General features: G+C 50.6%; 12 protein-coding genes and 1 pseudogene. 3 read left to right on the top strand and 10 right to left on the bottom strand.

The window, feature by feature from the left end; all coding sequences use genetic code 11:
• A pseudogene (locus tag BM131_RS20290) lies at positions 1-267 on the top strand (IS3 family transposase); the annotation flags it as partial.
• Positions 268-1154: 887 nt separating this feature from the next.
• The gene (locus BM131_RS14220; RefSeq protein WP_090190548.1) at positions 1155-1460 is read left to right on the top strand and encodes a hypothetical protein; all 306 of its coding nucleotides are present in this window, start codon (positions 1155-1157) and stop codon (positions 1458-1460) included.
• A gap of 128 nt (positions 1461-1588) precedes the next feature.
• On the opposite strand, the gene BM131_RS14215 is transcribed toward BM131_RS14220, so the two are convergent.
• From BM131_RS14215 to BM131_RS14185, 8 genes are all read right to left on the bottom strand, one after another.
• Positions 1589-1855 (bottom strand): hypothetical protein, encoded by a 267-nt coding sequence (locus tag BM131_RS14215; protein WP_090190546.1) that lies wholly within the window; start codon positions 1853-1855, stop codon positions 1589-1591.
• Between the two features lie 93 nt (positions 1856-1948).
• Positions 1949-3424, bottom strand: a complete 1476-nt coding sequence (locus BM131_RS19995) for an SMODS domain-containing nucleotidyltransferase (protein WP_139222638.1) — start codon at positions 3422-3424, stop codon at positions 1949-1951.
• The gene (locus BM131_RS14205) at positions 3421-4245 is read right to left on the bottom strand and encodes a hypothetical protein (protein WP_090190542.1); all 825 of its coding nucleotides are present in this window, start codon (positions 4243-4245) and stop codon (positions 3421-3423) included. Before BM131_RS14205 ends, BM131_RS19995 begins: the two co-directional genes overlap by 4 nt.
• Positions 4242-7373: a type I restriction endonuclease subunit R gene (locus BM131_RS14200; RefSeq protein WP_090190540.1), complete on the bottom strand. Its 3132-nt coding sequence runs from the start codon at positions 7371-7373 to the stop codon at positions 4242-4244. Before BM131_RS14200 ends, BM131_RS14205 begins: the two co-directional genes overlap by 4 nt.
• Positions 7373-8611 carry a restriction endonuclease subunit S gene (locus tag BM131_RS14195; protein WP_090190538.1) on the bottom strand — a complete coding sequence of 413 codons (1239 nt, stop codon included), beginning with the start codon at positions 8609-8611 and terminating at the stop codon, positions 7373-7375. The genes BM131_RS14200 and BM131_RS14195 overlap by 1 nt, the downstream gene beginning before the upstream one ends.
• Positions 8608-9600, bottom strand: coding sequence for an N-6 DNA methylase (locus BM131_RS20425; RefSeq protein ID WP_245754258.1), 993 nt, complete (start codon positions 9598-9600; stop codon positions 8608-8610). The genes BM131_RS14195 and BM131_RS20425 overlap by 4 nt, the downstream gene beginning before the upstream one ends.
• On the bottom strand, positions 9560-10135 hold the full coding sequence (locus tag BM131_RS20420; protein ID WP_217646868.1) for a type I restriction-modification system subunit M N-terminal domain-containing protein: 576 nt from the start codon (positions 10133-10135) through the stop codon (positions 9560-9562). Before BM131_RS20420 ends, BM131_RS20425 begins: the two co-directional genes overlap by 41 nt.
• Positions 10136-10254: 119 nt before the next feature.
• Positions 10255-10446 (bottom strand): hypothetical protein, encoded by a 192-nt coding sequence (locus BM131_RS14185; protein WP_139222637.1) that lies wholly within the window; start codon positions 10444-10446, stop codon positions 10255-10257.
• Between BM131_RS14185 and BM131_RS14180 the strand changes: the two genes are divergently transcribed.
• On the top strand, positions 10445-11005 hold the full coding sequence (locus BM131_RS14180) for a hypothetical protein (protein ID WP_139222636.1): 561 nt from the start codon (positions 10445-10447) through the stop codon (positions 11003-11005). The genes BM131_RS14185 and BM131_RS14180 overlap by 2 nt on opposite strands.
• A 230-nt stretch (positions 11006-11235) precedes the next feature.
• On the opposite strand, the gene BM131_RS14175 is transcribed toward BM131_RS14180, so the two are convergent.
• Together BM131_RS14175 and BM131_RS14165 are read right to left on the bottom strand one after the other, a co-directional pair.
• Positions 11236-12171 carry a hypothetical protein gene (locus BM131_RS14175; protein ID WP_139222635.1) on the bottom strand — a complete coding sequence of 312 codons (936 nt, stop codon included), beginning with the start codon at positions 12169-12171 and terminating at the stop codon, positions 11236-11238.
• Between the two features lie 694 nt (positions 12172-12865).
• Positions 12866-13990 carry an AAA family ATPase gene (locus tag BM131_RS14165; protein WP_090190532.1) on the bottom strand — a complete coding sequence of 375 codons (1125 nt, stop codon included), beginning with the start codon at positions 13988-13990 and terminating at the stop codon, positions 12866-12868.
• Between the last annotated feature and the right edge of the window lie 406 nt (positions 13991-14396).

Below are 14396 nucleotides of genomic sequence, written 5' to 3'. Positions count from 1 at the left end.
ACAGATGCTCAGGCTTGGGTAAAATCCTTCGCCAATTGGTATAACGGCGAGCATCTGCACAGCGCCATCCGCTTCGTCACTCCGGGCGCACGCCACGCTGGCCATGACCGCGCAACGCTGGCAAACCGCGCCATGCTCTATGCAAATGCGCGTGCGCAAAACCCAGAACGCTGGTCAGGCAAAACCCGCAACTGGCAACCCGCCGGACCCGTCTGGCTCAACCTAGAAACCGAAATCAGCGCCCCTGAAATCAGAGACGCCGCATGAAATCGGCGGACAACATGTTTGACAAACACCGTAATCGCCGTCATCGACGATCAGGTGGCCCGTGAAATGGCCTGTGGACACGACACCGATTTTACGGTCCGCACGGGAGGGTTCAGGCGGCGTGTAGCGCCCCGAATGATGCATCATTTTTTGATGACCTCATAATAAGCCATCGCGGATGGCAGACCGAACAACGGCGTGCACGCGAGACGGCAATTGGAATATCTGGCGAATGGCGTTCACCCAGCGCAGTCAAAAGACTGGCTGAGGCTCAGGCCATTATTCGGACAGACGTCCCGTACCGGTGGGTCAGCAAAATATGGGAAGGGTTATGCAATTTGACCTGCAGGCGGCCAGCGCCGGCAGATACCGATGTGTAAACATCGTGTAAGCTGCAAACCAACGCATCCCGACAGCAATCGAGGCATCTCACGTATGAATAGATGATTGCCATCGTTGGCATTGCCGCAACTCCATCAAGATCGTCGCACGTCAGCAACTCGCCGTGAGGCAAAGCAACTGTTCGGCCAAGTCAGGCCGAAAAACGAACGCGTATGGTGAGGGCAATGCCTTTCATGGTGATGCATCATCCATGAATTCTGCAGTTTAGGCAAGATGTAAAAATATGAATCTTGGATTTCCGAGTTTTGCTGTCTTTAATGGGGCCGAATGGCGATGCCGCGCCGTAGCTCGAAAGGTATTCAGCGCGACGACCACATGCTGGCAATAAGGCAAAGTCGAACAAAATTCTGCGGCAAGGTGGCGGAGCCCCAGCGCATGACGTTCACGACTTAAGGATTTTCTTCTGGCGATCTTGAGCCATTCTATATTTGACTAACCCGTAGCTTCGCAGGATGCTCAGAATTCATAGTTAAGGAGATTCTAGCATGGCAGACACCTACTTTATAAGCTTTGTAATACGTGAAGACGCCACTTACAGTGAGAGGTATGAAGGGCTAATGGAAGACCTTCGGGCGCTGTCTCCAACTATATGGTGGTCGGAGACCACATCGTTCATCATTCTTCAGTCAGACCTGTCCATCGACTACATCGTTGGCATTGTCGAGCAACACATCGACGCCAAAAAAGACATCGCGGTGATCGGGAAAACTGAATATAAAACCATGCGGGTGTGTGGTGCCTATGAAGACGAGGACATCTTCAATCTGGTGCCTTTCGCGAAAAAGGCTTGATGGACTTGCAAAGGGATTCCAACCTTGCGACCGAACCACATAGCAAGCCTGATTCGAAATTTATCTGAATAAATAATAGCAACTTTCTTGTGTTACTATGCCACCCACAATTGAGGCGGTTCAATACCTTACGTGTATGCGCCACTCTTGAGCAGCGGCCACGCATCGTCGTAGGGCATTACATCCTCGTGCTTAGACTTCCAGTGCGCATCGATACCGTCCCATCCATTGCCTTTAAACACGTGACCACATTCTGGGCAGACCTTCTTTTCCGGCGTCACGACCCCGCGCAGGCCTTTATTGAAGCGAGCCTTGCCGTCGTCCGTTTCAAGTTCGCGGGCGGCTTCCATGAAGGGTTCATGCTGCGATTTGCTGTTCGATTTTGTCGATGACATCTTCCGCTCCTCCTGACCAATTAGCAGTCTGTATTCGTGCGCTGTTCATTGATAAGAAACTGCGTGAACGATAAATTTCGAAAAATATACCCCCTATTTGATTGCTACAAGAAATGGAGCCGATCGCGATACAAGTGCGCTGTCACGCTCTCTGACAACGAAAGCCTCCACAAAGTGCAGACCTCTATAGGATAAACTTTCCCATCGGTCCGCGGATCTGTATTCACGAATAATGTCGCCCCTAAGTTGTTCGGCGTTGGCTGCCTCGTCTCCAGTGTTCGTTACGCGCCAAAAAATTTGGTAGTCCTTCCAGTCGAAGAAGGTGCCCGTTTTTAGATTCAGTCTAAATTTCATTTCCTGACCTTTTTTCACAATCCGGCCACTTGATACCGTTGCGCCGTCCCCCTCGCCTCTCTGACGGTGAACGGTGGCCGTAATAAAGGTCTCTAGACCTCTGCCTGTTGAATTTGCCCAGATTGGGTCTTCCACATATGACAAATTTAGAAAATCACTCGGCAGATTATCAATTTCCACAACGCTCGCAAAGTCGATGATGTCATAGCTATCAGAGGCAACAAGTTTGGCCAGATCCGGCTGACGAGGCGCAAAAATGCTCGCGACTCTTTTCCCAAAAGAACGAGCCTGATCAAGGTTTTCCCCTTTTCCAAACTCGGATCCAAATACCTTTCGCCATTTCTTAATGCCCTTATTTCTATCTTTCTCACTGTATGCATCTTCAATCCATATGCGGTATTTGTTAACAAAATTCTTGAAGTTGTGGTATTGGGCTTCAGTCCAGCAGTCAGAAAAATCTTCATCTGTAAAAGGATTCGGAACGCGCGGTTTAAAGTAATGTTGACTTAGGTACCCATCAAGTCGTTGCATCATTGTCCGCAAGGCCGTCGGCGTATCCGAAAAATCCTCGTGGTCTTTATCAAAATCCGAAACCAGACCAGCCAAAAGAGTTGTCAGGCAAACCGAAGAACAAGAGAACGTCTTCTTAATATCTCGAAGATACTTTAGAAGTCGCGTAACCTTTCTAAATGAATTTGATCCACAAACCGCGTTCTTTTGGGTTAACCAATTTGTATAATCGATAGGGCTTGACGTCTCGAAGTGATTTGCATCTCGATTGCAAACATGGAACTGGTGCAAGTTACTTCCATTGACTTCGATATTGGTAACAACACATGGCGCTACGTCCATTTTTCGTTCGCCAGCGTAATTTATTGTTACGCAATGAGACCAGCGCTTGACTTTATCTTTATACAAATCAGACAACCTGAAGGTTTCGAAAAGTTTATCGATATAGTCCCTTGGCTCCCAGCCGGATACAGGCTGGACAAACGCAATAACGTCTGCATCAAACGGCGCGCCAGATACGGGCTTTGTAATCGTTTTGTGAGCCCATGACCCCTGAGGATACCACAATGTGATGTTGGGTTCCCAAGATGAACCCCTCAGAAAAGTTTCGACGGCTCCAGATGACGCGTCCAGCCTGTCGAGTCGCGATTGATTTAGGTTAACGGTATTCTTAAGAAAATCATTGAAGAGGCGATTATTTTTCATTGCCTACCACCTGAGATGATCTTCCAGTTTTCCTCCATCTTTTCTCTCATCTTATAGTAGGTATTTGGGAGCGCTTCCGGGCTGGAATCAATATAACCAGAATAATCCAACAAGATCATCAGAACATCTATCTGTTTAACTTCGTTGACCCTCGCCGCGTTGCAGCGAGTAACAATTTCCGCTGTATTTTTAGCACATGACCCATAGTCAATCCATGCGCGAACCAAGCCTCCGGAAAACATGAAAATTGTTATTGCCATGAATAACTTGGCTCCACTCGCCAAAAACACACTCTCTTGATCTGGTATTGCAATAAACAACATTAAAATCCAAGAACATGCATAAATAATTAAAAAAGTAGTGAGGAGCTGACGGCTGGCCTTTTGAGTTCGTGATGTGTAGTAAGCCGATTCTTCGATATTATCCAAAAGACGCTTATATCCAGGCTTACTTTTCGAGTCATAATAATACTCATCAATTAGTGGAATAGCTATTGATTCTTTTACCGTAAATGTTTCGCGAATATACGCAACTTCATCTGAAGATAGATCGGCATCGAAAGAATCTGTAAGCAGTGCTGCCCTTCGTGCCTCATGTGCAGCACGTCTCTTCGCTTGATAAGACGTCAAGGACATCAGCCAAATGCAAACAAGCACTCCATTCAAAATCGCAAGTGTATAAATTAAATTTTCATCATTAACAAATATCGATATAGCGGATGGTGCAGTTGCCACTACAAGCATAAAGCTTGATACCTTTAGCTGCGCCGAAGAGGCGGCATACTGTGCTTTTAGATATCCAATAAAGTCATGCTTTTTCATGAGAACGCCTTTGCCAAAACTTCAGCCTGAACGAGAACTTTTTTGATCGACTCCTCTTGAAGGTCTGGCGGGAAGCCGTGTCGCTTCAAAATCTTCTTAATGGTCACACGCATCTTCATTCGGACATTCTGCTTACGCCACCAGTCAACGGATGAAGTAGCTTGTACTGCATTTACAAGCTCTTGCGCGATCACACGAAGTTCTGCATTCCCCATTAGCGCCCTGGCGCTTTCGCTGTTGGCCAATGCGTCATAGAAAGCGACCTCATCGGAGGTCATCCCGTCTTTTGGCTGTTGCTGCAGCTCCTTGGCCATATCGATCATCTCCTTGATGACCTGAACAGCGTCGATGCTCCGGTTGTGATACCGCGCCATTGCGTCCTCCAGGCGCTTAGAGAAAGCCTCGTTTTGCGTCCGGTTGGTGCGTGTGCGAGTGCGGATCTCACCGTTTAGCAGCTTCTTCAGTGCTTCAACTGCAAGGTTCTTGTGCGGCGTATCTTTCAGGCCGAGGAGGAAGTCTTCGGACAAGACGCTGATGTCCGGCTTGTCGAAGCCAGCGGCCGCCAGAATGTCGATCACCTCTGTGGAAGCGACAGCGCGGTTCAAAAGCTGGGAAATAGCGAGCTCTGCGTCTTCAGCTGTACGCGCCGTGCGGGTTGATGCATCCATCTTCCTGATCGCCATCTGGACAGCCATAAAAAACCCGACCTCGTCCTTTACGTCCGACGCCTCGGCAGATCCTGCAGCGATGCGGAAGGCCTTCACGAGGCCTGCGACCGCCCGCATGAATCGCTTTTTAGAATCCGTCCGGTTGACCGCCTCTTTACCGTCTACCGGCAAAGTGAGCGCGTGCTCGATGGCCACTGGAAGAATTTTAAGCCTGTCAGCAGGCGACCCATGGACGGCAGCCATGTAGGGAACAGCGAAGAACATGCTCCGCATAATGTCGATCTGGGTGATGAGAGCGTGGGCCGCTGCGTTCTGGTCGATACCCGTCTGTTTTTGATCGGCATTAGAGTAGTGTTTTAGTGCTGCCTTTAGATCAGCCGCAAGGCCGATGTAGTCGACAACTAAGCCGGCTGGCTTCGATCCGAAGACCCTGTTGATGCGTGTGATGGCCTGCATCAGGCCATGGCCCTTCATGGGCTTGTCGACGTAAAGTGTGTGCATACAGGGGGCGTCAAAGCCCGTCAGCCACATGTCCCGGACAATCACGAGCTGTAGCTCATCAGACGCGTCCCTGTAGCGTGTCCGCAGGGTCTCCTGCCTTCCTTTTGTCCGGATGTGGGGCTGAAAGTCGGCGGCGTCTTGGGCGGATCCAGTCATGACGACCTTTACCTGACCTTTTGCATCCTCATCGGAGTGCCACTCAGGGCGGGCTGCCACGATGCGCTTGTAGACCTCAACACAGATCTTCCGCGACATGCAGACGATCATTGCCTTGCCGCCGTCCATCGCTTCTATTCGTGCATCAAAGTGCCTCAGGATGTCATCGACGACGGCGTCAAGACGGGGTTCTGCGCCAACCAGTTTCTCGAGCTGCGTCCACCTCGACGAAATCGCGCCTTTGCTCTGATCGTCAAACTCGACGCCTTCGGCTTCTGCCTCCTCGATTATCTCTTTGAATTCAGCATCAATGACATCGCCAATATCCTCCGATAATTCGATCTTTGCGACGCGACCCTCATAGTAAATCGGAACGGTCGCGCCATCGGAGACTGCTTGGGCTATGTCATAGACGTCGATGTAGTTTCCAAATACAGCTTGTGTGTCTGCGCCGACCAGCTCAATCGGCGTACCGGTGAAGCCAACGTACACGGCATTCGGCAGAGCCGTCCTCAGGTGGTGAGCGAAGCCATATTTCGTCTCACCGGTTTCTCGGTTCAACTTAGCGTCGAAGCCATATTGGGAGCGGTGTGCTTCGTCCGCGAAGACAATAACGTTGGACCGATCGGTAAGCTCGCCAAAATCGATCTCGCCCTTACCTGGCCTGAATTTCTGGATTGTCGCAAATATGACCCCGCCGACCTTCCGATCGTCCAACTTCGCACGTAAATCCGGCACATCGTCAGCTTGGACGGGGATCTCACCGAGCAACGCGGCACAGCGTGAGAATGTGGCGAAAAGTTGATTGTCGAGGTCGTTCCGGTCCGTGATCACGACCAAGGTCGGGTTTTCAAGGCCCGGATCGCGCATGAGGCGTCCCGCGAGGAACGACATCAAAAGCGATTTTCCGGATCCCTGCGTATGCCACATGATCCCGCCGCGACCATCTCTACCTCTGGCGGCATGCACGGCAGTCATGCCCTTCCGGACGGCATAAAACTGATGGTAGCCGGCGACTTTTTTGATGGCACCTTTGCCTTCATCTTCGAAAACGGTGCAGAATCGCATCATCTCCAATATGACTTCTTGATTCAGCAGACCTGCCATTAAGGTGTGCAGCGCAAGCGCCGTCCCATCTTCCACCAAGGTTTCCCCATCCACGGTCCGCCACCGCATAAACCGGTCAAAGTTTGCCGAGATCGACCCGTAGCGGGCCGTCACGCCCTCCGAGATGACGTTAAGAAGGTTGGTCCTGAAAAGATCAGGAACCTGCGTCTTGTAGGTCTCGATCTGATTGAACGCGCCTTTCAATGTCCCACTCTGAGTGCCTTTCAGCTCGATGACGACGATCGGCATGCCGTTGAGGAAGACGATGACGTCCGGGCGACGGGCCGACTTTCCTACGACCTCAAACTGGTTGACGACCAACCAGTCATTCTCGGTGTTCGACCAATCGACCAGGCGCGCGATGTCATGTCGCTCTTGGCCACCTTCGAACCACGACACCGGCACGCCGCCGACCATTAAAGCGTGAAGCCGCCGGTTCTCGGAGATGAGGTCACCGGAAAACGTCGTGTCGCGGATCGCGTTGACGGCGGTCCTGACAGCATCGTCTGGCAGACCCGGATTGAACTGGCGAACCGCTGCTTCCAATCGGCTGATGATCAGGACATCTTGGAAGCTCTCACGGACAGGATTTGAAGCTTCTGGGGAGAGCGCGGCACCATGCAGGTAGGTGAAGCCGAGGCCTTGAAGTTCACCAAGTGCCCATTGTTCAAGATCTTCTTCGGATGCAAAAGCCATCAGGCGACCTCTTTAAATTGTTTCTTTATGTCGTCGAAACTAATCCCTCCGGACAAGAGTGGCGGCAGCAAAGCGTCGCGAAGGGCTTCGAGCGTTCTAATTTCATCCATCAATTGAAGCTGTCGTTCGCGCAAAGGCCTAATCACTGAAGAAAATGCGTCCCTAATCGCGTCAGTTCCGCAACATGTCAAAAATGCCGCGATGTCGCTCTTATTAAATCCGGCTTGAGCACTTCTCCCAGAAATGGATTGAATGTATTGTTGGAATTCATCACAATTACAAACTGCACGTATAAATTCTTGATCACTGGGACGATGCGGCTCAGCCTTCACCAATGCAACGTTGTAGGCTCCAGACAGGCCCCATCCGACTCTACCGACCGAGGCACCGTAGCGCCCAATCATTACATCGAAAGGCCCACACCTCCGAAGAGAGGAACTATCCCTCACAAAAGTGATCTTACTATCTGATTCATAATCTCGTATTTGGACAAGTCGAATATAGCCGGCCTCTTCTTTATACAAAAACGAACTCTTTGGTGGCTGAGTACCGCCTTTTATGTGCATGTAATGGGCTATGGAATCCTTAGTCCACCCATCTGGCAGTCCTTCGCCATCAAATGACGCAGGAAAAAGAGACGCCGTATCAGAATCCATAAAATCAGGTATTCCGCCGCTTGATTTGGATTGGACGGGATCAAAATTCACGAACCAAGACGTGTATAGCTCTCCTGCAATAGCATTTAAAGTTTGGAACATGTCTCTGTCTAATTGAATTTTACTATCAAAAACCTCCAGGATCGAAACGATCCTACACTGCTCTTCAAGCTCGGGAACATGTATTTGGAAGTCAAGCATTGCACTCTTATCACCGCGAGGCATTTTCGCACCCCTAGAAGTTCGTGCGGAATATGCCGTGAAATCAGGCCTAATCAGTGTATAGTATAAAAACTGAGGTGTAACCAAGGCTTCTATGGGGCGAAAAACCAAAACATCATTGGAGCACGCACCAGCACGATCAGAGAGCCACACCTTCCGAAAATATGTTCGAATATTTGAGAATAGTACGTCGCCTACAGAATATTTTGTAGATTTTCCATTTGGCACATTTGATTTACCAAATTTAATACCCCCTAAGTCGGAAACCATATTGTCTGTCGAAATGTACTCTTCTGCAGCGAACTCATTTGGCAATATTTTTGTGGATTCGATTGTAACTAATTCTGAAAGGGTTCTCATTGGCTCCACCCCAACTTTCTCACAATCTCTTCGTCAATGCGTCTGGATTCGGCCATCTGTTGTGAAAGATTCTCAAAAAGAGAATTCAAATTTTCCTTGGATATCCGGCTATCATTGGTTTTTTTGTGAGCCCCAACATAACGACCCGGCGTCATTATAAAATCGTTCTTGCGTATTTCCTCCACGTTAGCGGAGACGCAAAAACCCGGGATATCGCCATATGGTCCTACCTGCTTCTCCCCTCGCCAAGAATGATAAGTATTGGCAACCCTCTCAATTTCGTCATCTGAAAGCTCTTTCTGTTTTCTCGAGCCAGAAACAAGCGTGCCCATACTACTCGCGTCGATAAACAGAACCTCATTTCTGCGATCTCTTAGCTTCGAACCATTCGCGGTCCCATTTGATCTGTCTTTAGCCAATATCCATAGACAGGCAGCGATCGGAGTTCCGAAAAATAATTGACCCGGCAGAGCGACTATAGCATCTACCGCGTTGCTCAACACCATCGATTTCCTAATTTCGCCTTCGCCTGATTGTGTCGATGTCATAGAGCCATTAGACATAACAACACCGCCGATTCCATTCGCTGAGAGTTGGTGGTGAATATGGGCCATCCATGCAAAATTTGCGCTCCCTACCGGCGGTGTGCCGAAAGTCCACCGTTGGTCTTCGCGCAGCAAATCACCGTTCCAGTCCGAAATGTTGAAGGGCGGATTGGCAAGAATGAAATCGAACCTTTCATCGGGGAATGCATTCTTCAACAGCGTTCCCTCAGGGTTCCACCGGATATCTGCAAAGATCCCGCGTATCGCGAGATTCATGCGAGCCAATCGGAAGGTGGCAGGGTTTCGCTCTTGGCCGTAGACAGCGATGTCATCCACGCGCCCTTGGTGTGCCGAGATGAATTTTTCGGATTGCACGAAGAAACCACCAGACCCGCAGCAAGGGTCATAAACGCGACCATGCGTGGGCTCTAACATCTCGACCATGACCGATACGATTGACCGCGGCGTATAGAATTCCCCCCCCCCGCTTCCCCTCTGACGTCGCAAATTCGCCGATGAAATACTCGTAGATGCGACCAATGAGGTCAAAATCCGTACGCGTGCCTTTCAGCTGCAGATTAGTGAACATCTCGATCAGTCCGGTCACAATCGACCGGTCGAGGTCAGCTTTGCCATAGACCTTCGGGAGGGCATCTTTCAGCGTGGGGTTCGATTTTTCGATCTCACGCATCGCGTCATCAATCTGGACGCCGATGTCATTGACTTTGGCATTGGCCGCAAGAAGCGACCAACGGGCCTTTTCAGGTACCCAAAACACGTTTTCAGCAGCGTATTCTTCTGGGTCTTCAAGGTCACTCAATTCGTCTTTGGCAAACTCTTCTCGTTTCGCTTCAAATGCTGTTGAAACATAGCGCAGAAATATCAATCCGAGCGCAACATGCTTGTATTCACCAGGATCCATCGCACCGCGCATTCGGTCAGCAGCAGCGAAGAGGGTTTTTTCAATAGCGTCAGCCATAAATTTTTCAGTCTACCAAATTATAATCATTGAATGTCATATCAAAAGCGCACAACTTTAACGAGTTTTTATGGATCGCATTGCAGCTCATGCATGAACTCCGATTAAATCACGTTCTGTCAAGCGCTCTTGCCGCTTTCGTCTTCCAAGTGGACTTCCAATAGCTTCGCAGCCAGTCGAAATCCGTCAACCTGACTCATGCGGTGCTTGGCGCAGAGCTCTTTAAAAGCCCACTTTTCAGTTTCAGTGACCTTAAAATTAACGTTCGTCGTTTTGCTACCGTCGTCTGTCATCTTGTTCATCTCCGTCATGATACATGACTTCTTCCTTTCTTCCAAACAAGAAAGCAAGAAAAGAAGAAAGCGACCTGCACTTTTGGTTGTCGATTCATGCCATCATTCACAGCACAACCCACCACGCAATGACCGGCTTACCATTAAGGTGGCTTTTGAGCCGCTAATGAAGCTGCGGCCGCGCTTCCATCGCCTCGGCCGATCCAACACCATCATCGGCACTGTGGTCGAACACCACTATGCCCAACGCGGCGGACCGCGAATTTGGGACTGGCCTTCGACCTACGGACCCAACACAGTCGAGTATGTCGAAGCTTATCGGGCCGCGACAACCGCCAAAACGGCTGTCGTGAAGGGCAGCTTCCAGGACATCATCAATGAGTTCTTCGAACTGAAAGATTTTAGCAGTTGTCTGAGCGGACACGCGGGGATCACGCCAGGGCGGCATTATTTGGACCCAGTCAGAGATCGACCTGATTTTCGAGGGTGCGCCGCGCTACGTCAGACGCATCCTGATCGTCTCGGGATCCGGAGCGACCTGCGCCTCTACGATGCCCGCGGGACTGCGGTGACGTGACTGCTTCGCGCGGGCTGCACCCTGACGGTGCTCGCGACGCATATGGGCTAGAGCTAACAGTACGCGGCCCAGATGGTAGAGACCTATGCAGCCTTGGACCCGGATATGTCCCGTGGGATTCTGGAAAAGTTGGATCGGCCAGCGCTTCTTGATGCTGAGGGAAAAACAACTTACAAATTAAATTTGAGGTAAATCCTAAAAATTGACTGATCTCTAATTAACTTCTTAAATCAATATGAAAGACAACCGCGCTGATGGTTGGTAATGATTCTGGTGTCGCACCTCAACTGCTCTTCAACTATAAACATTTCCGATGGTGGGCTGGACCACATCATTTCAATAATTGGAATTGGGTCCAATCCCATTTCCGCAAGGTAGACTGCGATATGACGATACACTGGTGCAGACAACGGAATTGCAGAGCCATATGAAGATACCTGATGAAGGCCTACTTCTTTGAATGGCCACCACATGAATCTTACAGTACCTCCTGCCAACGCCAGAGGACATGCAGAATAACAGTTGTTGATAAGCTCGGTCTCTAAACCGGCTGAACGAATTGCCATTCCTGCTCTGATCGCTTCGTAGACTGCACCGCCTCCCGAACCCAAGGAGATGACCTTTGCCTCGGGATAAGTTGCTATTGCATCTATCACCGCCTCGGCAAAGCCCTCAGTAATATCTCCTTGGATCATGATCGCCGACCGGTCTGCATCATACTCGACCAGATAGCCGTCAGGGGCATTTACCCACAGGTCATCTGGAATATCGAATTTCCCAACGCAATCCAAATTCCATATGCGCTTACGGCTATCGTCATCAATGCTATGGTGGTATTTCGCTGCTATCACCCAGTTGTTCAGTGAATTAGACGCAATCATAAATTCACGCCCATCAGCATCTTCGTCTGGTTGCGGCGGTTCGAGATGGGCGATTTCGTCAGTGTGACCCACCATTCTTCCAAGAATCGCACACAGGTGCATATCAACATCAATTTCGTTGTAAGCGGTGCCAAGCCATCCATCAAAGCCTTTTTCGCGGGCGATTTCGAAGTATGAGTTTGCCATGTCTTCAACATCCCTCATGGCATCCTCCCAACTTTTTGCAGTTGCTGTCGACGCCAAAAGCGGGATGAATAATGCGATAAACCAGATTACTATTCTCACGGCGGAAACCCTCAAACGTGACGTTGACCTTTGGCTAGGACATTCCACTAACTTAGCGTCATCTGTGCGTGTTCGGCAAGTTGAGTGACGACGCCGTGATCGTCTTACAGTCTAATTTCAGGTGCGTTTACCGTCGAAGAGGCTGCCCCCATGGCAGCGCTGTTGACAGTCTGTTGGTAGTGGTCGTCGAACTGTGGATTTGATTATCAACCTGTATCGATCGGGATAAGCGGCACGTGTCCGCCGTTGGCAGTACCTCCCTTAAATTGCAAGTAGTGGCCCATTGCTGCCACAGGGAATCTGTGGGGTTTACTGCAGATCATTCATGTCAAGATGAGGTCAGAAATTCCGTTCGCAGCGTTTTGAAGCCAAACTTGCAAACTGCTGGTTTGGCGCTCTTTTCACTGCCATGGTATCTCGCCAACAATATGATTCCAAATAGAGAATCTGACTAGGATGGTAGGGTCCGAACCTACGATACGCGGCACCAAAAGCCAGATCCTTAATCGACATATTCTCATCGGCTGCATCGGCCCGAGGATCCAGCAGCAGTTCATCATTAAATTCGAACAATTTATTCAAGGTCATTCTCCGAAGGCACTGATCCAAGATCAAGGACAGCGCGTTTCCTCAAATCTAAACCTGCAACATCAGCGTATTGACTCAGACCAAGCGTGATTTTTCGATGGCATATTCAATGCATCATCGGCCGAGCCTGCAGCGCCTCCGCACGATCCAGGGCCCTCAACGCAGTGCGCAGACTTGGCATGGTACCGCGCGTCGCAGCGCACTGCATGGCGATCATCGCTGCATCCAGCGCTGGTGCGCTGAGATCGCGCCGTCTGCCCTCTTTTAGCATGAAGTCAATGATCTGCTTGATCGTCAGGGCGGGTAGATCGATAACCGTCACCCGGCTGCGTAGCGGGGCCGGCAGCAAGGATGCATCGTTCGCAGTCAGGATCCATGAGATCCACGACATGTCGAAGGGCAGCTGAAAGTACGGACATTGCCATACCTTGCTGCTTTCGCGTTCAAGCAATGGCAGCAAACTTGAAGCCAGATCATAGGCCCCGCCATTCTGAGACATCGCTCGACCAGCTTTTTCAACTTCATCAATGATAAAGATTGGATTGGCGACCTGTGTTCGCAGGATCAGATCCATAGGCTTTCCTGATGCCGCTGTCGTCCAGCCCTTCTGCATACCCACCAAGGCAAAGCTTGCTGGCTCAGATGTCGCTTCAATGATGCCCGTCGGCACACCGATTAGCGATCCAAGCCTGCGGGCCCATGTTGTCTTGCCGATACCCGGAGGCCCGGCGAGTAGCAGGGGAGGAATCCGAACGCCTTGATCACCTCGGCTGGCTGACAAGCGCAGGGCCTGCCAGACAGCATCGGTTGCCGGCGTCATCCAAGGGAATTCGCTATGCAGCTGGTCGATGATTTCATCCGGCGCATTAATGTCAGGCACCGGTACTAATTTCGGGGTGGTCGTCGCCAATTGAAGGCGTTTGACTTGATCTTCAGTGAGGTGGCCGCCTTCAGACTGCGCGTTCATCAGCGCCACGATCCGGCGCGCGCGGCGCGTGATCATATCCACATCGTCGTCGTTGAGGCGATAGCTGTCATGTGTTGACCTGGATGATCCGAGAGCAATCAGGCCATCAAAATCGTCGTCGATCGCAATCGCATTGAACGGCGACAGCGCCGCAAAGCGGCGTTTGCGGTAAGCGGACAAGAAACTTGTGAAGCGAGCCTCGAGAATGTTGGTCAGATTGCGAGGAGCGGGCAATGCGGCCTGAAGGAAGCGAAAAGGTTTCATGGGGTGACTTTCATTGGAGATCAAGCCGGTCAGTGGGTCCGGCGGTCCTGAACTGTCAGCAGCCTTTCGGCCGCTTTGAACGCCGTGCGTCCAGTTCAGACAACATCGCGCCTTATGGCGTAGACCCGTGCCAAGATGGCCGGGTCACGTCATCAGCGTATCCAGCGAAAGATCACTTGGCGGCTAAGCGCCAAACATTGGGGGTTGGTCATGTAGCGTCCTCAATCCATGAAATACTGGAGAGGGCCGGATAAGGGTGCTGCGTGTGGGGGGGTATTCTCAGGACGCGCGACCGCAACCGGCCCCGACAAGCGGGGTCAGATGGATATCACTCGTATGAGGTGTGAGGGCATAATCCTGTTCATGCCAATTGGATGCATCCGAATTTTTCAAACGTCAAGCGCGT

It is taken from the genome of Loktanella salsilacus (assembly GCF_900114485.1).
Taxonomy (GTDB): Bacteria; Pseudomonadota; Alphaproteobacteria; order Rhodobacterales; family Rhodobacteraceae; genus Loktanella; species Loktanella salsilacus.
Note: the sequence above shows the minus strand (reverse complement) of the source record. Positions and strands in the feature narration are given on the sequence as shown.

Excerpts from the sequence above, each read along its gene's own strand:
- BM131_RS14215 (WP_090190546.1), bottom strand. The coding sequence starts at position 1,855 with ATGTCATCGACAAAATCGAACAGCAAATCGCAGCATGAACCCTTCATG.
- BM131_RS20420 (WP_217646868.1), bottom strand. The coding sequence starts at position 10,135 with ATGGCTGACGCTATTGAAAAAACCCTCTTCGCTGCTGCTGACCGAATG.
- BM131_RS19995 (WP_139222638.1), bottom strand. The coding sequence starts at position 3,424 with ATGAAAAATAATCGCCTCTTCAATGATTTTCTTAAGAATACCGTTAAC.
- BM131_RS14200 (WP_090190540.1), bottom strand. The coding sequence starts at position 7,373 with ATGGCTTTTGCATCCGAAGAAGATCTTGAACAATGGGCACTTGGTGAA.
- BM131_RS14180 (WP_139222636.1), top strand. The coding sequence starts at position 10,445 with ATGATACATGACTTCTTCCTTTCTTCCAAACAAGAAAGCAAGAAAAGA.
- BM131_RS14220 (WP_090190548.1), top strand. The coding sequence starts at position 1,155 with ATGGCAGACACCTACTTTATAAGCTTTGTAATACGTGAAGACGCCACT.
- BM131_RS14165 (WP_090190532.1), bottom strand. The coding sequence starts at position 13,990 with ATGAAACCTTTTCGCTTCCTTCAGGCCGCATTGCCCGCTCCTCGCAAT.
- BM131_RS14205 (WP_090190542.1), bottom strand. The coding sequence starts at position 4,245 with ATGAAAAAGCATGACTTTATTGGATATCTAAAAGCACAGTATGCCGCC.
- BM131_RS14185 (WP_139222637.1), bottom strand. The coding sequence starts at position 10,446 with ATGACGGAGATGAACAAGATGACAGACGACGGTAGCAAAACGACGAAC.
- BM131_RS14195 (WP_090190538.1), bottom strand. The coding sequence starts at position 8,611 with ATGAGAACCCTTTCAGAATTAGTTACAATCGAATCCACAAAAATATTG.
- BM131_RS20425 (WP_245754258.1), bottom strand. The coding sequence starts at position 9,600 with ATGGTCGAGATGTTAGAGCCCACGCATGGTCGCGTTTATGACCCTTGC.